Below are 22909 nucleotides of genomic sequence, written 5' to 3' on the forward strand. Positions count from 1 at the left end.
GTAGGGAGGGTTCCTGGTGACGTGTCAGGTGGAGTGTCAAGGGCGACGGCGTGCGGCTTCACGCTGGAAGAGTCCAGTGCAGATCCGGAAGACCCGGAACATCTGCTCACCCACTCTTGGTCGGATGGAGCCCTTTGATGCCTCGCAAGAACAAGGAAGACCGCAAGAAGCAGCCGGACCGCCGCACCTTCACCACGGCACCCGCTCCGCTCTCCGTCCCTGGGACTACCGACAGCGGATGGCGACGCAAGGACATTTCCGTGTGGGTCCCGCCGATTCCCCGGCTGACAAGTATGGGAGCGCTGGGCGGGGGTGGCCTGATGACCTTCGCCATCGCCGACGGCACAATGGATCCCCGCCTGGTCTGGCCCGCCGTCGTCGCAACCGGGATGACCATGGCCTACGACATCACGCGCCGGATGCTCGACCGCAACAGGCTTCGCTAGCCGCAACCGGTTTCCAGAGTCGCCCAAGAGATACAACAAGGTATAAACACGCAGCAGGACACGTCGGCGCCGGCAGAAAGATCTTCCGCCGGCGCCGACGTCTGCTCGAGGATCGGTTCGCAGGGCAAGTCAGTTTTCGCGGGCCGGGCTGCGCCCGGTTGCGAGGCGTTTCTGCCCCTCGGGCATGGGCAGGACCGACAGTGCGGTATCTGCAATGTTCCGCAGCGTCTCCGGGTCCAGGCCGGCCTTGCCTACCGCCTCGATACCGCGGACCACCGTCAGCAGCAGTGCCGCCAACCGCTCCGGATCTGCAGCGCTATCGATGTCGCCGTGGCGCTGGGCGGCGCTGATCTCTGTCCGCAGCAGGGTCAGCAGTGCCGTCATGGTCTCGGCCGACCGTCCGGCGACCGTCGGATCGTGCTGGGCCAGTTCCGCCGCGCCCTTGGCCAACAGGCACCCGCGGCGCTCGGTGTCGGAGGCGGTGTTCGCCGCCATCAGGTGCACGTATCCCGACAGCCGGGCCAAAGCCTCTGCGTCGGGGCCACCTGTCAGCCGCCCTTCGGCCACCTCAACGACTGCGGTGCACCAGTCGCCAAACACACGGTGGAACAGCTTGCCCTTGTCGCCGAATGCGCCGTACAGGCTGCCCTTGCCCAGGCCGGTCGCCTGGGCGATGTCGTCCATCCGGGTTCCTGCATAGCCGGTCGCCCAGAACTGTTCCCGGGCCCGCTCCAGGACTTGGCGTTCGTCGAATGCGCGTGGTCTCGGCATGGTCTCAGCCTAGCCATTCTTGACTCGATCGTCCATTACTGCCTACGTTATGGACGATCCATTCCACAACTTAAGGGGCTCGACATGCCAGGCGTGCTGCAGGAGAAGGTGGCCGTGATCACCGGAGGGACCAGCGGGATCGGGCTGGCCATCGCCCACCGCTTCGTCCGGGAGGGCGCACGGGTCTTCGTGACCGGCCGGGACATCGACCGCCTCGACGCGGCAGTCAACAAGTTGGGCCCTGCGGCCACCGGCGTACGATCCGACGTCTCGGTCCTGGCCGACCTGGACGCGCTCTACGCGCGAGTCCGCGAGGAGGCCGGGCGCATCGACGTGCTGGTGGCCAACGCGGGTATCGTCGCGGACGCCGCGCTCGGCGCCCACACCGAGGCGAACGTCGACCTGACGCTCGCCGTCAACGTCAAGGGCCCACTATTCACCGTTCAGAAGGCGCTTCCGCTGCTGGCGGAGAACGCCTCCATCCTGGTCGTCGGCTCGAGCAACAGCGTGCGGCCCAATGAGCAACTCGAGGTCTACAGCGCCTCGAAGGCGGCGGTGAGCAACCTCGTGCACAACTGGGCCCGGCAGTCGCGGGAGCGCCGATTCCGGGTCAACGTGCTCAGCCCGGGACCGACGCGGACCCCTGGCCTGCTGGGCGCCGCGGGGCCGGACGTCGACCAGTTCGCCGAGGCCGTCGTGCCACTGGGGCGGCTGGCCGACGCCGAGGAAATCGCCGAGGCCGCCCTCTTCCTGGCTTCGGATGCCTCGTCGTTCGTCACCGGCGCCGAACTCTTCGCCGACGGCGGCTACACCCGGGCCTGAAACCACGGCCGGTGGTGCGCATCCGGTTCCCTCGCAGCGATGGGGCGCACTCCCGGCCGCGCGTGTGCGTCGTACGAGGCGGCACCGGGGGCAACGAGATCGTGGCCGCCGCCTCTTTGAATGACGTCGGCCGCCACCCCGACTGCCGGTGGGGCAACACCAACCTCCCCTGGATGCTCATCCATCTCGCCGAGGTAACCGGAAGGCACGCGGGGCACGCGGACATCGTGAGCACCGCCGAGCGGTCTACTTCCCGCCGGCGGCGGTGTAGCGGGTGGCGGCCTTGATGCCGAGGCCGAACAGCTCGCAGATCAGCAGGGCATCGCCGCCGGCGGCCTGTACCTCGTCGACGATGCGGTCGCTGCGCAGCACGTGGGCGGAGTCCGGGTACTGCCGGTACAGCCAAGAACGGGACACCGGTGTGGTGGACAGTGCAGAGCGCTGGGTGATGAAGAGGTGGGGGTTGGCGGTGCCGGGCCAGCGGTGGCTGCGATGGGCGAGGTAGGCGGCCAGCCGTACGCGGACCGGTTCGGCGAGCGGGACGGTGCGTTGGGGCAGGCGCAAAGGCCCTGTCTGTGCCGCGAGAGCCTGGTCGAGGGTCAAGTGGCGGATTTCGCCGGAACGCAGGGCGTGGAAGACGAGCAGGGCGGTGACGGCGGCCCGGGCCGGTTCGGGTGAGGCGAGGGACTGGCGGATCGGGGCGAGATCGGCCGGCACGGGGATCGTGTACGCGGGGGAGCCGCCGCGCAGCTTCATGGCCGGGTTGCGGTCCAGGACGCCGTGCGCGTGCAGGACCGTGAAGACGATCCGCACAGCGGAGACGGTCTGGCACAGCTCAGTACCCGTCAGGCGGGCTGCGCCGAGGCGTGCGCGGAGCTGAAGGGGAGTGATGTCGGCGAGGTCGTGGACGCCGGCGGCGGCGAGAGGGGCAAGGACCGTCATGGCGTGGCGCAGTTGGTGGCGCACCGTGTCTGTGGTGCGTGGCCGGCTGCGTGAAGGCTTGAGGCGCAGGGACATCCAGGTGGCGAGCTGGGCGGTCATCGGCTCGGGCAGGCCGTCGGTGATGCGGGTGAAGAAGGATTCGATGGCCGGGGTGCGGTCGTCCTCGGCGAAGCTGTGGGCGGTGAGGAACTCGTGCAGCAGACGGCCGGGCAGGCGGAATGGGGCGAGCTGCTCGATCCACGTCGCCGGGATGGGGGCGCCAGCGGTGGTCTGCACCGCCAGCAGCATGCGCAGACCCGAACGGGCCCGCCCCAGGGTGGCCGTGGACCAGCCATGGGACGCGGCCCAGTCGGTCAACTGCCGGCCGAGCCACGCGGACAAGGCCGGGTCCCGCGGACCGCCGGAAACGGGGGCTGCCGCCGCGGCGCGCAGGGCGGCAGCCACGTCGCGCGGCGGCGAGGGAAAGAGAGTGAGCTGGCGGTGCACCGCCGGCGCCACCACCGCGACAGCAGCGTGACGGCCCGGCAGCCGACCTGCCCGGCCGCGACGGCGTTCCTGCGGGCCGCCGCCCGCAAAGGACAACTGAATCCAACCGCTGTGAAGAGCCTGGGCATAGGACACGGTCCTGTCACCCGTAGCGCGGCGCAGCCGGGCACGCTGCAGCCAGCACAGCCGGCACACCGCATCAAGGTTGACCGTAACCGTGCGCCGGCACCACCGGCACGGCCCACCCGGCCCCGTGTCGCGGAACCTCTTACTCCAGCTCCGACATCCCCAGCACCGCCACCCCGATCGACGACTGGTGCCCCACGCGAAGCAGTCCGGACAGGCATCGCGCCGCTCGGGCGAAAAGGGATGACAGGCGGTACACAGGCCCTGGTGAAAGAAGAAGCCGGTCCTGCCGCACACCGTGCACGGCGGCGGAACATGCGGCCCCCCGGGCAGACACACGAAACAGACATCGACCCGCGGCACCCGATACGCCACCGGCCGCACCCCACACCCCGCACACACCGCAGGCGGCCGCCCGCCCCTCGCCACCTCTTCGACAGCGATCACCCCGCCGCCGCTGCCGGCAGGCGCAGACCTGCCTGAACCACCCAATGCCTCAGCCCTGCCCGTGCGGTGAGACTGCATCAACTTCCCTCCTCGTCCACAGCCACCCGCCCACAGGGCAGAAAGACGCAACCACGGCACCCCGCAACGCCGGCCGCTCCAGGGCTCCCCGCAGCGCCGGAATAGCGCCGGTAATTCGGGCGCCTCGCAACGCAGGTACTCCGGGGGCCGCGCAGCGCCGGCTGCTCCGGGCGCCGCACGAGCAGGCTCCTCCCTCCACCGCGACGTTCTTCTCCCCACCAGGGGCGTGGCGTTCAGTGGCGACAGGGCCTGGCGGCGGGCGCCGTGTGTGGCTCATACCGGCGGCAGCGACGGCCGTACAGACCTCGTCGCCCCGTCCCCCGATCCGGCTCCCTCGATGGCCCACGGCGGGGCCGGCGCCGGGACGATCGGGGCCGTGTCACCCGCCGCCCCGGCAGGCTGCGCGGCACTAGCGTCCGGTGGCGGGGGATCCAGGACCAGGAGCCCCGCCGCGTCGCATCCCAGCACCCGGCACAGCACCTCCACGTCGTCCAGCCGCACCGACACCGGCGTACCCGACCACAGCGCCGACATCTTCCCCGCACTGACGTGCAGCCCCGCCGCAGCCAGCAGCCGGCGCATCTCGACCGCCTTGAACACGCCCCGCTCAGCCGCCCTCAACCGCAACTCCCACCGCACCCAGCCCCACCCCCAGCTCGCCCGACCCACCAGCCGCCCCGTCGGCCGCCCCCAGCAGCCGCACACCGACGCGGGCATTGGCCTGCGCCCACTGCTCCTCGATCCGCTCGGCCGGCACATGCACATACGCCGCCGTCGTCGACACCCACACATGGCCCAGCAACGCCTGCACCGCCGACAAACCGACCCCTCTGCCGTACAGCCACGACGCGCAGAAATGCCGCAGTACATGCGGCGTCAGACGCCCCGACCAGTCCGGCAGCCACCGCGCAACCGCGTCCGCCAGCCCCTGGCGCAACGTCGCCGCACACACGGCCCGCCGCCCGGCGCCCGGCGTGTGCAGCCGGCTCGGCAGCAACATTGCACGCCCACCCGCCAGATCGTCACCGAACTGCGGGCGCACCTGCTCCAGCCACCACGCGAGCAGCCGGTCCACGCCGTCGATCGCCGGCACCAGCCGCTGCCGCGGACCGCTTCCCCGGGCGCCCTTGCCCCACCGCACATGCAGCACCCCGTGCGCGCCCATCTGCGGATACCAGTCCCCCACCTCCAGCCGGGCCGACTCACTGATCCGCAAACCCACCCGCCGCCAGAGCGACGCCGCCACATAGTCCCGCGCCGCCGGCAAGAACCCTGCCCCCGCCGACGGCAACCACCAGCGCCATGCCTCGAACAAGGCCTCCACCTCCCCCGCCGACGGCGGCACCCGCACCATCGTCACCACCCGCCGCGGCCGGTTGAACTCATCCACCGGCTGCACCAGAGCCCGCCCCGACACCTCCTCCACCACACGCCCATACCGAACCCCGACGAAAACGTAAAACCGGTACACCGCCTGCGCCATCAACAACACCGTCCCCCCCGCCACCCCCCGCCGCCGCGCCCCAGCCAGCCACCCATCCACATCCCGAGGCCCCACCTCCCACACCGCGCACCCCGCACATTCCAGCAACTCCCCCACCCACACCGCCTGCTGAGCCACCCACCGATCCGTCGCACCCCGCGCCGCCAACGCCAAAACAAACTCATCCACCCACGCCTCAGACACCCACCCACCCTGACCCCACACCCTCAGCAACCCCGAGAAAAGTTCACAAATGCTGAACAACCGACCACCTCGCCGACCACGCCCCCACCACCCGTGACCAGCAACGACCACACACCCACCGAACCTGACCTTTCAGGTAATGGCCGCTTCGAGCGAGGGCAACTCCCCAACCCACCGGAGGACTTGCTCGTGGCCGTCGGCCGACTGCTCCACCTGACGCCCGACGAGTACACGACGATGTGGCTCCACGCCCGGGGACATCGGCCCACCCGTCCAATGACGCCGGAAGTCGGCATGGCGGTGCCCGCCACCTGGCAGGCAGCTTGCGACGGGCAGCGACACATGATGTACGTGACCGACATGGCATGGAGAGTCGTCGCCTATAACCGCCCCTTTGCCGCCCTGTTCCGCAACGGTCAGGTTCCTGAGAACACTGCACGGTGGATGTTGCTCGCGGACGAGGCCAAGACCACGCTCATGGACTGGGAGAACACGTGGGCGCCGTCCGTCGCGGGGCAGTTGCGCAACGCCTTCGCCGAGCACCCTGACAACCGCGACCTGGCCCAACTCGACAGAGAGGTACGGGCAGATCCGATCGCCGGACCGATCTATGCCCACGGCGCGGACGCATCCATCGCCCCTGATGGAGTCGATCGGCACCTGCAACACCCGCTATGGGGAGTCGGGCTCGCGAAGATGGTCGCAGCCAACCTTTTCGCCGCACCTGGAGCGCGGGTCATCATCGTTGTCTTCGAGCCACAGGAACAAGACGACTAGCGCTTCCCACCCATGCCACGGCTCCCAAGCTTGTGCAGATCTCCACTTATCCCCGCCAGAGAAGCCGCCCCAGAATACGGACATGCCCCTACAAGCCACCTTGACGCGGATCGACCGTCACCCGCACACACGGTGCCCCGGACTCCAAGGACCTACCTCTAAGGGGCTCTCGTGATGGAAGCGCATGTCTCGCAACCCAGCATTGCGCTGCCGCCGCACGAGATCACGATGGACGAGATCTGCGCCGACATAGAACGCGCTCAGCCCCACCTTCCCAATCTCAAAGCAATCCTCCGCTACGCCCGACACACCCAAGTGGCCACCCGTCGCTTCACCCGGCCACTGAGCCACCGGGCCATATCGGGTGCAGCACCCATCTCCGTGCGTAACGAGATTGCCTACGCCGACGCAGCCGAACTCGGCACCAGCGCAGCACGCCAAGCACTCGACGGAGCCGGCCTCAACGCCTCCGACATCGACTGTGTCGTCACCTCGCATACGACGTCGTGGACCGTGCCCGGACTGGATGTCCACTTGATCGAGGAACTGGGCCTGGCGCCCGAAGTACGGCGCATTCCCATGAGCACGCTCGGCTGCGCCGGCGGGGCTCACGCCCTGGTGAAAGCCGTGGACCATGTTGCCGCACACCCCGACAGCACCGTGCTGGTCGTGGTAGCAGAGATGCTCAGCACCGTCTACAACCACCACGACACCACCCCTCAAGCCGCCATCTACAAGAGCCTCTTCGGCGACTCCGCTGCCGCCTGCCTCGTCACCAGCAGCCCGCTCGGACCAGGACTGCGTATCGACAGCACGTGGGAGTACACCCTCCCCCGCAGCCGCGACCGCTATCGAGGCCGCCTTGACGCCAACGGTCTGCACTTCGACTCCGAGAAGTCAGCCGTGACCGCTATCAACGACCTCGCACCCGCCCTCCTAGCCCACCTCAAACGCCAGAAGCTCGACCGGATTGACTTTGCCGTCCTGCACCCGGGCGGACCACGCATCCTGGAAGACGCCGAGGCAGCCCTCGGCATCGACCGAGGGCTCCAGGCGGACGACAAGGCGAAACTGAGTCGGCATGCATGGGCAACGCTCCGAGAGAACGGCAACCTCGGCGGCCCCGCCGTCCTTGCCGTACTCGCTCGAACCCACCAGGACCCGCCTGCCCCGGCCAGCAGAGGCGTCCTCCTCGGCGTTGGGCCAGGCTTCAGCGCCGCCGCATGTACAGGAACCTGGAGAGCCTGAACCTAGGTACTCAGGCGCATCTCCAAAAGCCGCGACCGCTCCGGCAAGGCGCCAGACGGCTTCGTTGCCGCTGCCCGGACCATGAGGTCCGCCACCAACGCCAAGTCATGGGTCCTTAGGGTCGACTTGCACCTGAATGCGAATGCGAGCTGGCAAGCTCGGCGGCTGTCCGCGTCACAGACCGCCGAGCTGTCAGAGACACGAGCCGATGGGCAGGGGAGCTGACCTCGTTCCACTTGGGCCGGGATACCGAAGGCTGTTCCTTACGACGATGCTGCCGTAGACAGAGTCCCAGCAGGCTCCAAGCCGTGCTTTACCAACTGCACTTGCGACGGGGTCGCGGGGGGTCCCAACGCATGTGCCGTAGTCGCCAGCCTCCCAGTGGAGACACATGTGAATCTCCCGGCTCCATCTGCTTCCCGCCGCTCGGCCAGATCGGTGAGCACATCGCATTCGCCGTGCTCGGCTGCCGCACGAGCCAGGCGTACCGCCCCCTCCCGGTTCCCGTCTTCCTCCCGCATCCGGGCCGGGGCTGTGAGCGCACTGCTGTCGCTGTGGTCGACAACCTCCCGGTAGATACGGTCGGCGTCAGCTGCCGGAGAGGCCGCGACGCCGGCTCCCACGGCACTGACCCGCCGACGTGTTCAGTCGACGATGTCGAAGCCCAGAGACGGACCGGCCATGTTGCTCGCCCAGCGCTGTGCCGGTCATGGACCGAAGCCTGGTTGGAGTGGCGGGCGGGGGCTGTACTGGGCGCAGGTGGTGCACCGGCCATCGCCGCTCGGGGCGGCTCGTCGTGGCGTTGGTCCGGTACACGAGCGGCAAGCCGGCCAGTCCAGGCATACCGGGCACAGGCCGGTGCCGGTCACCGTGCCCGGACGGCCACATCCACCGCACTCCACCCACACATGAGACACCGGCGCAGACAGCGTGTTGTCGGTGGGCGGCGGTGCGGAACGCTGGTGGGGATGCTGGGGGGCGGATGGTTCAGGCGGGGTGTCGCGGGTCGCGTCAGGGCACCGCGCGCCGGGGAGGGAGGCGGCGCCCGGGTGGGCAGTGGTGGCGCCGGGTGGTGCGCTCAGGGTTCGCAGGCGTGCGCCGATGACGGCCGCCACGCTGGTGTGCACGGTTCGGGGTAACGGCCGGTCGGTGATGGCATGTTCCACCCGTTGCAGGCTGCAGCCCTGCTGCAGCAGACGTTCCACCGCCGGCGCCAGGGCATGAAGATCCGTCCCGGTCAGGCGCAGGGGTGGATGGGCGGCACCGATTCCCTCCAGCAACTGCACCCCGGGCGACGGCACCCCGGGCGACGGCGCGGCGGGCGACGGGGAGGGTGCGGTGCCGTCTGGGTCGGTTGCCGGCGCGGGCCGGCCGTGACCGGTCGCCTCTTCTGGACGGGCGCGGTCGGGGGGAAGGGGGGGCCTTCTTCTCTTCCCTGTTTTCGTCTTCTGGTTACTGATGTTCTTACCCCCCACGTCGTCCAACGCTGGATCGGCCAACGTCGGAAAACCCGACACAGGTAAACCCGACGCAGGTAAACCCGGCACAGGAGCATCCAGCACCGGCCGATCCGCCAACGCCCCCCAGCCCCCAGGTGACACGAGCAGCCGCGTCGGCGTGGCCGACCCGGACGACGGTGACAGCGTCACAGGACGTGAAACCACTGACGACGTCGACATGGCCGACGACGTGAGCGAGCCCGCAGATGAAGCCTGAAGCGCGACCGGAGGCGCGTGGTCGGGTAGGTGATCGGCGGGCAGGGTGGCGGACCTCGCCCGGGGCAGGGCAGACGACGATGGCGAGGGTGACGTTGCACTCCCGACTCCCCCACGCGATCCTCCCCCGTCACCGGCGGGCTGGTCCGTAATCACATAGATTACGGGCCCCAGCGTGCCGTCCGCCTGCCGGACCCGCTCACGACGCAGATACCCGAAGTACTCCAACTCCCCCAAGCCCGCCCGCACAGCGTCCCGGCCCTCACGCCCACAACCGGCCAACGCAGCAACCGAAACCCGCCACCCCGACCTGTGCGACGCAATCAACCCGAACAAGCCCTTCGCCTTGAAACTGATCCGCCCATCCCGGAACAACGCATTCGACACCCGCGTAAACGGAACCGCCCCCACCAAACCACGCCGCACCCCCACACCAGAACTCACCACACCACACCCCAACCACACACCACAAAACCTCCCAAACCCATCCCACAGCCCAACCCGCGCGTCCCATGACAGCCGCCAAGAGGGCACACCAGTAACGGACTCGAGAACATCCATCGTGAACTGCACTCCGTCCGCGGGACTATGACCCACCAGACCACCCAGCGCCATGTCACAGCTGCACACCTCGCGTCCGGTCGATATACACCCCGGCACAACCGGCACCAAAGACCAAGCGACCAGTCGCAACCGGTCCGAAAGCCTTCAGCCCGCTTCCGCCGCAGAGTTGGCAGTTGAGCGCCTGCGTTGGCGTGGTCGAGCGCTCATGCAGCCGGGCCATCGGCGGACGCGCGCACGAGCGCCCGAAAATGCGATGAGCTGTGATGCCTGGCCGTGGCACAGTCACCCGCATGTCCAACGACGTCGCCTATCCGGTCCTCCTTACCCCCGACTTCGCACTCGCCCTCAGCACCGCGCGGCGTCTCATGGAGTTCGGTCGCTGCGAGCACTCAAAGGTCTCCGTGTTCGCAGAGTTCCATTCCGTCGCCGAGGTGCGGCGTGTGGCGAAGGAACTGCCCGAGGGGTGGTTCCGGGGACAGGAGGAGTACCTGGAGTTCAACGGGGTGCCGTTGGAGGAGCAGCCCGGTCTGGTAGTCGGCGTGCAGGGGCCGGGTCTGCCGGCCGACCCGGCCGCGTACGAAGGGCGGATGCCGATGGAGTGCGAGCTGTACGACCTGCCGGTCGGCAGCATCGAGCACGCCTTCACCGCGGGCCATCGGCGCGAACACGGGCTGGATCAACTGGGAGTCTCTGTGCTGGCCGGACGCGCCCGAGGTGCGATTTCGCGGCGAGTCCAAGCACGCTGAGGTGACGCTCCTCTTCAACTCCCGCACCCGCGAGCTCGACGAGTGCGCCGATGACCACACCATCCTCGTCCATGTCCGCAGCGCCAGCATCGACCGCCGCCAGATGCGAGAGCCGCACGCGCACTGGCTCGCCGAGCAAGTGGGACTAGAAGCCATCGGGGCTGAGCAGCGGAACTGACGGCAGAAGCGGGCGGCCAGGCGCCTCCCCGGACCGGCCCGCCCCAGCTACTGATTCGGGCCGGCTTCCGAGTGCCCCTCCAGATCGCTTCGCAGCGGGTGGCCGGCCGCCGCGTCGCCGGTGAATTCGAGGTGGCAGCCAGCAACGAAAAGCCGTCAGACGGATCTCACCACATCCCGTGTTCCAGTTCCTCCAGCGACAGATTCCATGGTGATTCCTCGTCGGCGAACGGGGTGGGGTCGAAGGCGCCGACGACCTGCTTGAAGCGTGCGACAAGTTCCTCGGGGTCAGCATCGTTGTCGTGGTCGACTTCAAGCTTGCGGAATTCGATGAGTGCGTACACCAAGGACTCGACGTCCCGGTGGAGTTCGACGTAGCCGGAGCTCCCTTCCGGGAAGACATACACCTTTGCCGACTTCGGATCCATGGCCACGAGGGAAGTGAACAGGTAGCCGAGCAGCCACCACGACCGGCTCTCCTGCGGGCAGTTCATACCGTAGTGGTCGAAACGACTCCCCAGGGTGATCGCATCCAGACCTGTGGGGTAGGGGTCCGCAACGTCTTCTCGGGAGGTGAAGACCTCCGAATGCGGAAGTCCGACAGTGCTCAGGAAATTGGCCGAACGGCTATCGGAGTGGATAACTGCGGCCTGCGGGAAGTACACGACGCTCTGGAGCCCATAGGCCTGCATCAACTGCATGGGAGTCACAGAGAAGTTCACGCAGGTCATCCTAGAGAAGCTGACCGACCTCGGGGTCGGTGCGCCGCCGGTCTGCGGGACGACAACCGGCTCAAGGGCATGCTCACCGACCGGGACATCGTCGTGAAGGTCCTGGGCGTGGGCAAGGACCCGGCGGAGGTAAAAGCAGGTGACCTGGCCCAGGGCGAAGGTCACCATCGGCGCCGACGGCAACGCCGACGAGATTCGCAACACGATGACGCGGCACAAGGGCTGCCGACTGCCCGTCATCGACGGACACGACCTGGTCGGCGTCGTCGACCTGGCCGACGTCGCCCGCGCCCTTCCGACCCGAAGGTCGGCGACCTCGTCAAGGCCCTCTCCACCGGCTGGGCAACGAAAAGCGCCGCTACAGTCACCCCCTCCGCCAAAGCCGCTGTCGCTCACCCGACCCGGGGCGGTCAAGAGATGCCCGCTGCCGACGCATGACGGCGCGGCGCGCTTGAGGCAGTAGAACGAGACGTCGTCCTATAACAGGTTCGACGGCCCAGGGACATGCCAGGCTGACGCGGCACCCTGCACATCGAGCACGACATCTAGATGATGCGCAACGCGCAGGAGACTCGCCTGCGCAGCGGTGGTCCGGCCCGCGGCTGCCGGGGGAGGAACCGCGGACGGACGACAGTCAATGTGTCACCGAACGGCACGGCTCGTCCCACTTCGAGGAAGTGGCCACTAACCGGTGAGGAGTCCAGCGCGGAGCTGGGCCAGGGCGCGGGCCAGGAGCCGGGAGACGTGCATCTGGGAGATGCCGAGTTCTTCACCGATGCGTACCTGGGTGAATTCCTGCCCGAATCGCATTTCGATGATCTTCCGCTCGCGGTCGTTCAGCTCACGCAGCAGGGGGGCCAGCGTGTGCAGGTTCTCGAACAGCTCCATCGCCGGGTCGAGTTCACCGGCCGTGTCCGCGTGAGTGCGCTTCGGCTCGGGCGACTCCTCGCCCCCAGGCTCCGGGGCGTCCAGCGGGTCGGTGATGTACGCGTTCGCGGCGATCAAGCCCTCTCGTACCTCCTCGTCGGAGAGGTTCAGGTGGTCGGCGAGCTCCCTCATAGTCGGGTCGCGGTCCAGCTCGTTGGACAGGCTTTCCTTCGCCTTCGCCAGCTCGGTCCGCAGCTCCTGCAAGCGTCGCGGCACGTGGACAGCCCAGGTGCTATCCCGGAAGAAGCGCTTGATCTCCCCCTCGATGTAAGGGATCGCGAAAGAAGAGAACACGACACCGCGCGTGAGGTCGAACCGGTCGATGGCCTTGATCAGACCGATCATGCCGACCTGGCTGATGTCCTCCATCTCGCCGTCGCCCCGGTTACGGAACCGGCGGACCACGAACTTCACCAGCGACAGGTTCATCTCGATGAGCGAGTTGCGGACGTACTGGTGCTCGGGCGTGCCCTCCTCAAGGAGCTGGAGCCGGTCGAAGAACACTTTCGACAGTTCCCGGGCATCGCGCGGGGCGACCTTGCCGGCTTCACCCAGCCCCGGCAGCTCGCCTCGCACCCCCGCAACCCGCGCACCAGGCGCGAAGTCCTCAGGCAGGGCTCCGGTCAGCTGCGCAGATGTCATCGCATTCACCTCGTCGTCGGCCGGCGTCGTCCGTTGTCTACAAGGCGCCTGCCCGGCTCCTGGCACGCAATACCCCTCGGAGTCAGCCATCTGAAACCAGCCAGTTCGTTTCAACGTGCGGCGTCCCCTGGCGTCCCGCATCATCGAACGTATCTCCGGCAATCGCTCCAGAAGCCGCCGGAGCCGTGGGGAAGTACCCGGGACGCGGCCGGTCACCGTGTCCCGGCTTCGCCATGACCGAAGCGTCGGAGTCTGGTGAACGAAGCGGCCCCGTCACACGGGGAGTGGTGCGGGGCCGCGGGGGCACGTGCGAGCGAAAGCAAGTGCCGGTGTGCACAAGGCACGCTAACGACCACCAGATCCCGCACACCGGAGGCGCGGCCGGACGATGCCGCAGGCAGCGGTTCCCGAATCCTCTTGGCCCAGCAGATCGGGTGCGTAACGGGCAGGGGGATACGCGCGTTAGAGCACACGCCGGAGCGGCCCACCTACCCGGGTACGCCGCTCCGGCCCCCACAGACGCACCGGGAACCGTGTCCTCCAGCGCAGTACGCCCTGCACGCTGTCGCTGGACGGTGCAGGGCGCACATTCTGTATCCGCATCGGATGAGTGCATGTCTGCTGGGCGAAACGGATGGCCGTCGGTCAGGCTGTGGCGATCAGTGAATCGTCCTCGGGACGGGCCCCCGGCAGCCGGTGACGAGCAGCGATCAACGCCGCATCTACATCCCGCGTACCCGTGGACACGCACAGGGTGTAGGCGACGTCCTCCATCCGCTGCCGCACGCCCGGGCTGCCCTTCTCCGCATGCAGCGCACGCAATGTCTCGTACTGCTCCACCAGATCCTTCAACACCGCAGGGTGAGCAAGAAGCATGATCTGCCTCCGACAGGTCGAGCCGATACCGGGAAGCGAATACCCTCAACAGCATCCGCCATTCACCCATTTGCCGCCTCCGGGGAAGCGGGCGACCGGCCTGCCGCGACTAGCCACTTCCGCGTGGCTCGGCGCGGCACTCGCCTCAGATCGAACAGATGTTGTAATTGCTTCAGGGAGTCCGCAGGCAGAGAGGAGCGGCATCGTGATGAATCACCTGAGCGCGCGGCAGGAGCGGATCCTCGGCTGCATCCGCGAGCGGATCGCCGAGACCGGCGAAGGGCCGAGCATCCGCCAGATCGGCCAGCAGGTCGGGCTGTCGTCCACGTCGTCCGTGGCTTACCAGCTCGGACGGCTCGAAGAGGGCGGGCTGATCAGCCGCAGCACCCGTAGCTGGCGCTCGGTCCGCCTCGGCACCTGAGCACCTCCGTGTCCGAACCGCTCCCTCCCCCGCCGTCACCGCTGGAGCTGCTCTACTTCCTGCGCCGTGTGCAGGTCCAGCAGCTCGCGACCACCGACCGGTGGATCAAAGACGCCGAGCAGCGGCAGGCCGCGCTCGCGGCCCGCCGTCCTCCTCCCCCGCCGCCGGACTGGGTGCTGGAGCACAGCGGCAAGGACAAGACACCGATGTACGTCCACGCAGGACCCTGCAACACCCGCCTCCGCACCCGGCAAGTCATCACAGCCCAGGAAGCCCGCCGCCTGATCAGCGACGGCGTCCGCGCCTGCGTCCTGTGCCGCCCCGACACCGAACTCGGCATCATCGGCTAACGGAGCGCATAGATCGGCAGGCATTGTACGTCGGGCGCAAATCGGCGGAAGACCGGCAGCACTCCGCGGCGCGGCGCCCCTGCGAGCCCGCACTCATGACGGACCAGACCCGGCGTCCTCCGCCTGCGGCAGTGGCTCTACCCTGCCCGCCAGGACAGATCGCGCACAGCTTCTCAAACGGGTCACCACCGTCCTCACCGACGCCGGCTTCACCCTCACCGACAGCACCACCGAAGGACTCACCGCCCAGCCCACAAGCGACGGGATCCACGTGAGCTGGAGACCCGACACCCCGCTGCGCACTGCGAACACCGGCCTGCACAACGTGCTGCAGATCGCCCTCACCACCATCCTCACCGCAGCCGGGTTACAAGCCACCGACACCTCCACCGACCCTCACGGCGTCCTCGTCACCGACGACACCCACACGCCGTGGACCCGCCCACAGCCGGGCGTCGCGGACAGCACAGAGCCTCCGGGACCAACCTTCGGTTCTAGTGGTCGTTGCAACACCCCAGATGAAGGGGTGCGATGGACTTCGAGATCCGGGAGAACCGGGGGAAGCGGAGCGGGAAGAGGTTGGTCCGCGAGCGGGCCGCATACTTCCAGCTCATGGAGCAGGGCTACAGCACGCGAGACGCCGCACGGATCATCGGCATCAACCGCCGCACCGGTATGCGGTGGCGCAACGGCTGGCACTCCCCGCCCGGCGGCCGGAGCCCGGTTCCTCCTGTTCGGATCGTCGAGGAACCGGCTCCGGCGTCTCGCTAACTGACCGAGGCCGAGCGCATCCACATCGCCGACCGACTGCGTGAGCGGGCGTCGATTCGGCAGATCGCCGCGGAGTTGGGGCGGGCTCCATCCACAGTCAGCCGGGAGATACGACGCAACCGCCGCCCCATGCCCAGGGGCCGCGGCTTGACCTACCGGCCCTTCGAGGCCCACCGACGTGCAGAGGCACGTCGAGCGCGGCCGAAGCCGGGGAAGATCGGACAGAACCCTGAGCTGCGGGACGTCATCCAGGACCACCTGATGATGCGGTGGAGCCCCGAGCAGATCTGCCAGGCTCTGCGGGCACGCTTCCCCGACCGGCCGGAGATGCACGTGACCCACGAGACGATCTACCAGGCCCTATACGTCCAGGGCCGGGGAGAACTCCGCCGGGAACTGACCCGCGCTCTGCGCACTGGACGATCAATGCGCCGCCCGCACCGGCACGCTTACAAACGTCTCCCCGGACCGGTCAAGAACATGGTGATGATCAGCGACCGGCCGGCCGAGGCCGCAGACCGCGCCGTCCCCGGGCACTGGGAAGGGGACCTCATCATCGGGAAGGACAGGCGATCCGCCATCGGCACGCTGGTCGAACGGGCCACCCGATACGTCATGCTCGTGCACCTTCCCCACGGACACAGCGCCACCGCCACCAGAGAAGCGCTGACCACCACCATCCAGCAACTCCCGCCACATCTGTGGCGTTCTCTGACCTGGGACCAAGGCTCAGAGATGGCCGCGCACCGGGACTTCACCCTGGCCACCAACATCCCGGTCTTTTTCTGCAACCCGGCCAGCCCCTGGCAGCGCGGCTCGAACGAAAACACCAACGGCCTGCTGCGCCAGTACTTCCCCAAGGGCACCGACCTGGCCGCCCACGCTCCTGCCCGCCTGACCGCCGTGGCAACCGAACTCAACAACCGCCCACGCAAAACGCTCGGCTGGGAAACCCCAGCCGAGCGCCTCGCTAAGCTACTCGACCTAGCCAGCTGACCAGCAGTGTTGCAACGACCCCTGGAATTCGCCATCAGCCCCGGGGGCTCTGTACTTCGGGGGTACCCCTCTCAACGAACCTGACCATCAACCGTCACCCACGCAGGCGAAGCTAGGCCCGTTTCCGCGGCCGGGCCGCCGTCTTCCTCGCCGGCGCTTCGCCGCGGGCTTCTTCGCTGCGGCCTCCTTGGCGGCCGAGGCTGTCTTCTTCGCGGCGCGCTTCTTCGGCATGTCATGCACGGTGGCGTGCTCACCGTCGTCGCCGGTCTCGCCGCGGGATTCCTTCGCGGCCTGCACCGAGGCGTTGAGCGCGGCCATCAGGTCAACAACCTCCCCGGCCGCCTTCGCGGCGATGACTTCTTCGAGGGCCTCGCGGTAGGGATCGGTGTAGCCGGAGACGTCGTCCTGCCCCATCGCCTCCATCAGCGCGATCGCCCCTCGATCTCCGAGTCGTCGACTTCGACCGGTGTCGGCATGAGGGTCTCCGGTGAGCGGACCTCATCCGGCCACCGCATCGCATGCAACACCAGGGCGTCGTCCTTCACCCGCAGCAACTCCAGCCGCTCCCGGCCGTGCCACGCGAACTTCGCCACCGCCACCTTGCTCGACCGGCCGAGCGCCTGGCGCAGCAGCTTGTAGGGCTTGGCGGACACCTGCCCGTCGGCCGAGAGGTAGTAGCCGCTGGAGATGCGGATCGGGTCGATCGACTCGGAGGGCACGAAGGCGACGATCTTGATGGCCTTCGCCGTCGGCAGCGGCATGTTCGCCAGGTCCTCGTCGGGGATCTCGATCAGCGTGTCCTTTGAGCCCTCGTAGCCCTTGCCGATCTCGTCGTCACGCAGCTGCTTGCCGTCCAGCTCGCAGATCTTCCGGTACCGGAACCGTCCCATATACTCCAGGTGGTACTGGAAAGCTGATGTTGTGGCTCTCCGTCGCCGGCAGCACCTTGATCGGGATGGTGACCAAGCCGAACGAGATCGCGCCGGACCAAACGGGGCGGGGCATGGGAAACCTCCATGTACTGCCCCAAGACCGTCAGCGTACGACCCCATCGCGGCCCGCCGTCCTACGCCAGATACCCCAGGTCAACGTGGTGCGTGCCGCACACCGGAGCAGCCCGCCTCGTCGCGACACGAATGCTGCGGGAGGCGCATGCTGGAAGAGAAGGGCTTGCCCGGACCACTGGGCGGCAAGCCCGCCGGGTGTGGGCCAGTCTTCGAGCGGTGCTGGCCCACACTCCCTCGCCGACGTCGGGCCTGAGGTCAGGAACTTCCTGTACGGGTGCGGAGCCGGGACATCGGTCTGTTTCCCGGCGCTGCGCCACTACCGGTCGCCCCCTCGACATCGCTGCCGAGCGGTCCGAAAGATCGCCCTCTTGCGATCTGGCACGAGTCGCTAGCGTGGACAGTTGTACCGGAGCCGGGGATTTGTACGTTCCCCGTCCAGCACTTCGAGATGGAGCCTGGTGCGGCCGTCGCTGGTGCCGGTTGCGCCCATTTCGCCGACCTTGGTTGTGCTGTTGACAGCGGTGCCGATGCCAACCGATCGCTTCCGCAGGTGAACGTATGTGGTTTTCGAGCCGCCGGGGTGGGTGACCACGATGTACTCGCCCAGCGCGCCGGAGGTGCCGGAGCAGGTGGCTCTTCCGGCGCGACCTGCCTTGATCGGGCTTCCTGCGGCGTTGGCGATGTCGAGTCCGTTGTGAAAGCCGGTAGGGCTGGGGCCGAACTCGTGCGTTACCCGGCCGGTCACCGGGCATGGCGCGGTCTGCGTCTCTGCGGCTTCGGCTGGAGCAGCGCTTGCAAGGACGAGTCCAGCGATGAGCGTGGTGCATGCTCGTCGACGGGTTGAGCGGACGATTCGCATGAGGTCTCCGTTGCTGTGAGTTCTGCGGGCAGTCGCGCGCCTGGTCTCCGCCACGGGCAAGCTGGCTGCCAGCTGTCGGGTTACGTGAGAGGCGCGTGGGTGATGGGCGAGACCGCCAGCGACTGCCGGCAACAGGAAGGGGTGTCCCTGCCTCTGCGGATACGGCAGGCATGAGGGGCGCAGTTGACGTGGGGCGGCTTTGAGGTCCCGGCGGCAGTAGGACCACAGTCCTGCTGCGGTGATGAGAGATGTCCAGATCACGAACGTGGCGGTTTGCCATCGGTGCGGACAGGTGGGAGCCAATGAATGCTTGGGCGAAGGACCGGTCGTCGCCAAAATAGGCTGTGACATCGGTGAGCATGGCCCGGCCCGCAGCGAACGGCAGCCAGTCACTCACACTGTCCAGGCCCGTCTGGTAGCCGAGCAGCGCGCCAGCGAGGCGCTCTCCGAGCAGCGGCCACAGGACCAGCGAAAGAACGGCCAGGACGCGGCTGCGGAGCAGGGCTACGACGGCCAGGCTCAGCAGTGCCCAGCAGGCCATCCACCCGGTGCAGCGTGCGGATGGTGCGACAACTTCGGCCCAGGCTGGCTGTCGGTTGCCGCTCGCACCGAGCATGATGGCGCAGGAGAGGGCGCCGAGGAGCGCGCTGGTGGCGGCGACGCCGGCTCCGACGAGTAGGCCGACAGCGCACTTCGCTGCGTAGGCGGTGGCGCGTCCGTTGACGGCCAGCCAGGTTGTCCGGGCGGCGCCGGTTACCAGGTCGGTGGAGACCGGGCCGGTGCCGAGGACCAGGACGAAGAAGCACAGAGCGGGGATCTGCGTCGCGAGGGGGGACCAGGCGATCGCGTCCGCCACGAAAGCGGAGCTGACCACATGTTGCTTGTCGGCGTCCAGGAGTCCGGTGATGCCGCTCAGCAGGCTCAGTGCTGCGACGACGCCGAGGAGGATCCAGGTCGAGCGCCGTGGATGCCCGCACGCTGATGCCGCAGTGAGACCGGGAAGTGTCTGCTGGGGAGGGGTACGTGAACGACGAGGGCGAGATCGATGTCTACCTCGGGCTGGATGTCGGCAAGGGCGAGCATCAGCCGAGGACGGCCGGCCTCTTGTCTCCGACCCGACACATATTCGCTGCTGACCCTCTCGCCCCTGACGGCGATCATCACGCCATGAATGGGGCCCTCCAAGGATGCCGAGGATGTTCCCATTTTCGGATCAGGCCGAATCAGATCGAGATCGTAGCGATTGAGAGCGATGCTGCGGAGGCGAATGATCTGCACTTCGATGGACTTGTGAGGGCACATGATTGGGACGGATCAGGCCGGAGTGAACTTCCAGCCTCAGGATGTGGATTACCTACGGCAGTCCGTCGCCGGTCCAGTGCTCACGCCAGGGGCGCAGGGGTACGACGTCGAGTGCGTGACATACAACCTGAACTGCCGCTTCGAACCTGCCCTGGTAGTCGGAGCCGCCAGTGAGAGTGACGTTCGCACCGCAGTCCAGTTTGCTGCCCGCCACGCGATGCCCATCGCAGTGAAGTCCTCCGGTCACCAGGTGGTATCAGCGGCGCGTGGAGCCATGTTGATCACCACCGGTCGGATGAAAAGAATGTCCGTCGACCCGGAAGGGCGCACTGTACGCGTCGAGGCGGGCCTGCAGTGGCACGAAGTCGTAGCACAGGCCGCCGACTTCGAGCTCGCACCGATCGCTGGCTCCGCCCCCAACGTGGGAGTGATTGGCTACACCCTCGGAGGCGGCCAAAGCCCACTCCTCGGCCGCACGCAGGGCTACGCCGCCGATCACGTCCGAAGGCTGAATGTAGTGACAGCCGACGGAGAACTGCGCGCAGTCACCCCTACCAGCATGCCCGATCTGTTCTGGGCATTGCTCGGTGGCAAGGGCAATTTCGGCGTGGTGACCGAGATCGAGTTCGACGTCTTCCCGGTGACCCGGTTCTACGGCGGGGGAATCTACTTCGCGGGTGAGCACCTGGCTCAGGTGCTGGAAGCGTGGAGTACCTGGGTGACCAACGTTCCCGAGGAGATGACCTCGTCGGTCGGAATCCAGCGGCTGCCTGACCTTCCGGTCCTGCCTGAACCGCTGCGCGGCGCATTCGTGGTACACGTGCGGATCGGATACCTCGGTAATGCGGCCAATGGCGAAAGACTACTCGCCCCACTCCGTGGGAGCGCCCCGGCACTGCTCGACCTAATCGGGGACAAGCCTTTCGCTTCGTTCGGGGAGATCCACCTGGACCCCGTCGACCCCATGCCCTACGTCGACCGAAGTATCTGCCTTGCGGAGTTCACGAACGAGACCGTGGATACGTTGGTAGACCTCGTAGGACCTACGTCCAGCTGCCCTCTGGCAAACGTGGAAATCCGCGCCCTCGGTGGCGCGCTGGACCGCCAGCCGGCAGTCGACAACGCGGTGTCAACGCGAGGCGTTCCATTCGTGGTGTTCGGATTCGGCATTGGCGGTGCCGACCTGGCACAGAGCATGAGGCAGTACTTGACGAAAATGGTGGACGGCCTTGCGCCGTGGTCGCTGGAGCGCAACATGGTGAACTTCCTGTCTCCGGACGAGGCGACGAACGCTGAAGGTGTGTGCGCGGCGTATGGGCCCCAGCGATACGGAAGGCTCGCTGACGTCAAGCGGCTCTACGACCCGTCCAACGTCTTCCGCTTCAATCACAACGTTCTTCCGTCCTGAACTCACACGGGTCAGGCGGATGACTCGCTCACCACCACGTCCACGAACGGCGCGTGATGGTCAGGGCAGCGCTCCTTGCGTGCTCTAGGCGGCGAGACTGATGACCCGCCGCCCCCCGACCCCCTAGAGGGCTCTCCTGACCAGCACCTCGGCGGCCGGCGAGCTCGGCACCCAAGGACTTCGCCCTCCAAGTCCCGGCCCGAACAGCGACTTGGGCGCCTCGCCCACACGGGCAGGGCTGAATCCGTAGCCGTGAAGGCGTGTGCCGTCAGCTCCAGGCATCCTGTATCGATTCTCCGATGTGTCATCTTTCGGATGGAGCCGAATCAGGTGGAAATGCAGGTGCGCGCAGACGATGCTGATGCGCGTGCTGCTGTCCGGAGCGCTCGCAAATCGGTCAGAAGCATACGTTGAGCCGGCCTTCTGCAACGACGTTGGGGCGGGCGCATGCCATGCGACCTACGCCTGACACAACTGGATGAGTGTGACCGTCGGACCAGCTGTCGAGAAGTGGACCGGCTGACCTTAGAAGCATCCGAGTTGGCGCAGCGCCCCCAGTCGGCGAGAACACATTGAGGGCACCAGGTCCGTTCGCCGGGACCTCCTGTTTGAACTTCCATAAGCGCATCAGGGCGCGAATTTGATAACCCGTCAGCGAAACGAGAGGCTTCCGCATGTCCATTTCCCGGGCTCGTAGACTCAAGGAACGAAGGAGAAGACGGGGAGCCGCATCCGCGAGCATATTTGCCGCTTTCACGCTGGTCATGACCATGTCTACTCCCGCTCAGGCCGACTGGATCGAGAAGCTGCCGCAGAATGCCAGCACGCTGGAGCAGACGTACTCTCCAGCCCTCGACTACGACATGGATGCCTGCTACTCCACCGCAGCCATTTCACCCTCCTGGCAGGCCAACCCTGGGCTGCCGCTGGGAGGTCTCGTTGCCGGGGATGGATGTCGCCATCCCAACCGCTTGGAGCAGTCGAACCAGTACGCGCGGTCGAAGTGCAACAACGGCTGGTGCGCGATCATGTACGCGAGCTATTTTGAGAAGGACCAGAGTTCGGACCACTGCACGGTCTGTGGGCACAGGCACGACTTGGAACATGTCATCGTGTGGGTGAAGGACAATCAGGCCAAGTATGTCTCGGCGTCAGCGCACGGCCGTTGGACCACTAAGTGGCGCGATCAAGTCCGTTTCGATCCGAGCGGAACCCATCCTAAGATCGTCTATCACAAGGACGACCCCTCCACGCACGCCTTCCGCTTTGCCAACGCCGACGACGACTGGGTGGAGAACGCAACGGGTGGGTGGTTCTACCCGCGGCTGGTCGGCTGGGACGGCTACCCGAGTGTCGACTTCCGCAACCAGTTCGTCTACCACACCAGTTTCGGTGCGGCCAGGCTCGAGATCGGAACCGAGAACATGCAGACATCGCTCGAGAATGCCCGCGACCAGGACCAGGGGTTGAAGAATGGCACAGCCGCCTTTGATCCCCGGGGCGCGTGGTACTAGACAGCGACCTCCCTCCACCCGCTTTCCACCTCGGGCATACATGCAGATCCTCTGCCGATCATCTGGCGCCGAA

19 protein-coding genes and 4 pseudogenes are annotated in these 22909 nt (G+C 67.3%); 14 read left to right on the forward strand and 9 right to left on the reverse strand.

The window, feature by feature from the left end; all coding sequences use genetic code 11:
- Positions 1–137 precede the first annotated feature (137 nt).
- Entirely contained in the window at positions 138–446 is a 309-nt protein-coding gene (locus RPQ07_RS00235) for a hypothetical protein (RefSeq protein WP_313941907.1), read from the forward strand.
- Positions 447–575: 129 nt separating this feature from the next.
- On the opposite strand, the gene RPQ07_RS00240 is transcribed toward RPQ07_RS00235, so the two are convergent.
- The gene (locus RPQ07_RS00240) at positions 576–1217 is read right to left on the reverse strand and encodes a TetR/AcrR family transcriptional regulator (RefSeq protein WP_313941908.1); all 642 of its coding nucleotides are present in this window, start codon (positions 1215–1217) and stop codon (positions 576–578) included.
- 84 nt (positions 1218–1301) lie between these two features.
- Between RPQ07_RS00240 and RPQ07_RS00245 the strand changes: the two genes are divergently transcribed.
- Entirely contained in the window at positions 1302–2039 is a 738-nt protein-coding gene (locus RPQ07_RS00245; protein WP_313941909.1) for an SDR family NAD(P)-dependent oxidoreductase, read from the forward strand.
- 101 nt (positions 2040–2140) lie between these two features.
- Positions 2141–2326, forward strand: coding sequence for a DUF664 domain-containing protein (locus tag RPQ07_RS00250; RefSeq protein ID WP_313948728.1), 186 nt, complete (start codon positions 2141–2143; stop codon positions 2324–2326).
- Here the strand turns inward: RPQ07_RS00250 and RPQ07_RS00255 are convergent.
- The 3 genes from RPQ07_RS00255 to RPQ07_RS00265 all read right to left on the reverse strand — a co-directional run bounded on the left by RPQ07_RS00255 (position 2286) and on the right by RPQ07_RS00265 (position 5601).
- Complete coding sequence (locus RPQ07_RS00255) at positions 2286–3482, reverse strand: hypothetical protein (protein ID WP_313941910.1); 1197 nt, start codon at positions 3480–3482, stop codon at positions 2286–2288. The genes RPQ07_RS00250 and RPQ07_RS00255 overlap by 41 nt on opposite strands.
- Positions 3483–4391: 909 nt before the next feature.
- Positions 4392–4718 (reverse strand): helix-turn-helix transcriptional regulator, encoded by a 327-nt coding sequence (locus RPQ07_RS00260; RefSeq protein ID WP_313941911.1) that lies wholly within the window; start codon positions 4716–4718, stop codon positions 4392–4394.
- A gap of 7 nt (positions 4719–4725) precedes the next feature.
- Positions 4726–5601 (reverse strand): site-specific integrase, encoded by an 876-nt coding sequence (locus RPQ07_RS00265; RefSeq protein ID WP_313941912.1) that lies wholly within the window; start codon positions 5599–5601, stop codon positions 4726–4728.
- A 297-nt stretch (positions 5602–5898) separates the two neighbouring features.
- Between RPQ07_RS00265 and RPQ07_RS00270 the strand changes: the two genes are divergently transcribed.
- The 4 genes from RPQ07_RS00270 (at position 5899) to RPQ07_RS00285 (ending at position 11033) form a co-directional block, all read left to right on the forward strand.
- Entirely contained in the window at positions 5899–6582 is a 684-nt protein-coding gene (locus RPQ07_RS00270; RefSeq protein ID WP_313941913.1) for an XRE family transcriptional regulator, read from the forward strand.
- A gap of 174 nt (positions 6583–6756) precedes the next feature.
- Complete coding sequence (locus RPQ07_RS00275; RefSeq protein WP_313941914.1) at positions 6757–7830, forward strand: PhlD; 1074 nt, start codon at positions 6757–6759, stop codon at positions 7828–7830.
- Positions 7831–10399: 2569 nt separating this feature from the next.
- Positions 10400–10855 (forward strand): hypothetical protein, encoded by a 456-nt coding sequence (locus RPQ07_RS00280; RefSeq protein WP_313941915.1) that lies wholly within the window; start codon positions 10400–10402, stop codon positions 10853–10855.
- Between the two features lies 1 nt (position 10856).
- A complete protein-coding gene (locus RPQ07_RS00285) occupies positions 10857–11033 on the forward strand; it encodes a hypothetical protein (RefSeq protein ID WP_313941916.1) in 177 nt (58 codons plus the stop codon).
- 166 nt (positions 11034–11199) lie between these two features.
- Here the strand turns inward: RPQ07_RS00285 and RPQ07_RS00290 are convergent, their stop codons facing one another.
- Positions 11200–11763, reverse strand: a complete 564-nt coding sequence (locus RPQ07_RS00290; RefSeq protein WP_313941917.1) for an SUKH-4 family immunity protein — start codon at positions 11761–11763, stop codon at positions 11200–11202.
- On the opposite strand from RPQ07_RS00290, the pseudogene RPQ07_RS00295 reads away from it, so the two are divergent.
- A pseudogene (locus RPQ07_RS00295) lies at positions 11732–12099 on the forward strand (CBS domain-containing protein); the annotation flags it as partial. The gene RPQ07_RS00290 and the pseudogene RPQ07_RS00295 overlap by 32 nt on opposite strands.
- Positions 12100–12447: 348 nt before the next feature.
- On the opposite strand, the gene RPQ07_RS00300 reads toward RPQ07_RS00295, so the two are convergent.
- A complete protein-coding gene (locus RPQ07_RS00300; RefSeq protein ID WP_313948729.1) occupies positions 12448–13332 on the reverse strand; it encodes a SigB/SigF/SigG family RNA polymerase sigma factor in 885 nt (294 codons plus the stop codon).
- Between the two features lie 645 nt (positions 13333–13977).
- Positions 13978–14208 (reverse strand): DUF5133 domain-containing protein, encoded by a 231-nt coding sequence (locus tag RPQ07_RS00305; RefSeq protein WP_313941918.1) that lies wholly within the window; start codon positions 14206–14208, stop codon positions 13978–13980.
- Between the two features lie 208 nt (positions 14209–14416).
- Here RPQ07_RS00305 and RPQ07_RS00310 point away from each other — a divergent pair, with 208 nt between their 5' ends.
- The 4 genes and pseudogenes from RPQ07_RS00310 to RPQ07_RS37725 all read left to right on the forward strand — a co-directional run.
- The gene (locus tag RPQ07_RS00310; protein WP_313941919.1) at positions 14417–14629 is read left to right on the forward strand and encodes a hypothetical protein; all 213 of its coding nucleotides are present in this window, start codon (positions 14417–14419) and stop codon (positions 14627–14629) included.
- An 8-nt stretch (positions 14630–14637) separates the two neighbouring features.
- Positions 14638–14979, forward strand: a complete 342-nt coding sequence (locus tag RPQ07_RS00315; protein WP_313941920.1) for a DUF6233 domain-containing protein — start codon at positions 14638–14640, stop codon at positions 14977–14979.
- Positions 14980–15510: 531 nt separating this feature from the next.
- A pseudogene (locus RPQ07_RS00320) lies at positions 15511–16731 on the forward strand (IS30 family transposase); the annotation flags it as partial.
- Positions 16679–16844 (forward strand): annotated as a pseudogene (locus RPQ07_RS37725) (IS5/IS1182 family transposase); the annotation flags it as partial. The pseudogenes RPQ07_RS00320 and RPQ07_RS37725, both read left to right, overlap by 53 nt.
- Here the strand turns inward: RPQ07_RS37725 and RPQ07_RS00325 are convergent.
- Positions 16834–17751: pseudogene (locus RPQ07_RS00325) on the reverse strand (Ku protein). The pseudogenes RPQ07_RS37725 and RPQ07_RS00325 sit on opposite strands and share 11 nt — an antisense overlap.
- 390 nt (positions 17752–18141) lie before the next feature.
- Positions 18142–18612, reverse strand: coding sequence for a M23 family metallopeptidase (locus tag RPQ07_RS00330; protein WP_313941921.1), 471 nt, complete (start codon positions 18610–18612; stop codon positions 18142–18144).
- Between the two features lie 1300 nt (positions 18613–19912).
- Here RPQ07_RS00330 and RPQ07_RS00335 point away from each other — a divergent pair.
- On the forward strand, positions 19913–21322 hold the full coding sequence (locus RPQ07_RS00335) for an FAD-binding oxidoreductase (protein WP_313941922.1): 1410 nt from the start codon (positions 19913–19915) through the stop codon (positions 21320–21322).
- Between the two features lie 764 nt (positions 21323–22086).
- A complete protein-coding gene (locus RPQ07_RS00340; RefSeq protein WP_313941923.1) occupies positions 22087–22836 on the forward strand; it encodes an NPP1 family protein in 750 nt (249 codons plus the stop codon).
- The last annotated feature ends 73 nt before the right edge of the window (positions 22837–22909 follow it).

It is taken from the genome of Streptomyces sp. AM8-1-1 (assembly GCF_032229325.1).
GTDB classification, from domain to species: Bacteria; Actinomycetota; Actinomycetes; order Streptomycetales; family Streptomycetaceae; genus Streptomyces; species Streptomyces achmelvichensis.

Bases quoted from the DNA above. Each gene is read 5' to 3' on its own strand.
- RPQ07_RS00290 (WP_313941917.1), bottom strand. From the start codon at position 11,763: ATGACCTGCGTGAACTTCTCTGTGACTCCCATGCAGTTGATGCAGGCC.
- RPQ07_RS00240 (WP_313941908.1), bottom strand. From the start codon at position 1,217: ATGCCGAGACCACGCGCATTCGACGAACGCCAAGTCCTGGAGCGGGCC.
- RPQ07_RS00310 (WP_313941919.1), top strand. From the start codon at position 14,417: ATGAATCACCTGAGCGCGCGGCAGGAGCGGATCCTCGGCTGCATCCGC.
- RPQ07_RS00245 (WP_313941909.1), top strand. From the start codon at position 1,302: ATGCCAGGCGTGCTGCAGGAGAAGGTGGCCGTGATCACCGGAGGGACC.
- RPQ07_RS00275 (WP_313941914.1), top strand. From the start codon at position 6,757: ATGGAAGCGCATGTCTCGCAACCCAGCATTGCGCTGCCGCCGCACGAG.
- RPQ07_RS00305 (WP_313941918.1), bottom strand. From the start codon at position 14,208: ATGCTTCTTGCTCACCCTGCGGTGTTGAAGGATCTGGTGGAGCAGTAC.
- RPQ07_RS00300 (WP_313948729.1), bottom strand. From the start codon at position 13,332: ATGACATCTGCGCAGCTGACCGGAGCCCTGCCTGAGGACTTCGCGCCT.
- RPQ07_RS00280 (WP_313941915.1), top strand. From the start codon at position 10,400: ATGTCCAACGACGTCGCCTATCCGGTCCTCCTTACCCCCGACTTCGCA.
- RPQ07_RS00235 (WP_313941907.1), top strand. From the start codon at position 138: ATGCCTCGCAAGAACAAGGAAGACCGCAAGAAGCAGCCGGACCGCCGC.
- RPQ07_RS00335 (WP_313941922.1), top strand. From the start codon at position 19,913: ATGATTGGGACGGATCAGGCCGGAGTGAACTTCCAGCCTCAGGATGTG.
- RPQ07_RS00340 (WP_313941923.1), top strand. From the start codon at position 22,087: ATGACCATGTCTACTCCCGCTCAGGCCGACTGGATCGAGAAGCTGCCG.
- RPQ07_RS00330 (WP_313941921.1), bottom strand. From the start codon at position 18,612: ATGCGAATCGTCCGCTCAACCCGTCGACGAGCATGCACCACGCTCATC.
- RPQ07_RS00265 (WP_313941912.1), bottom strand. From the start codon at position 5,601: ATGGCGCAGGCGGTGTACCGGTTTTACGTTTTCGTCGGGGTTCGGTAT.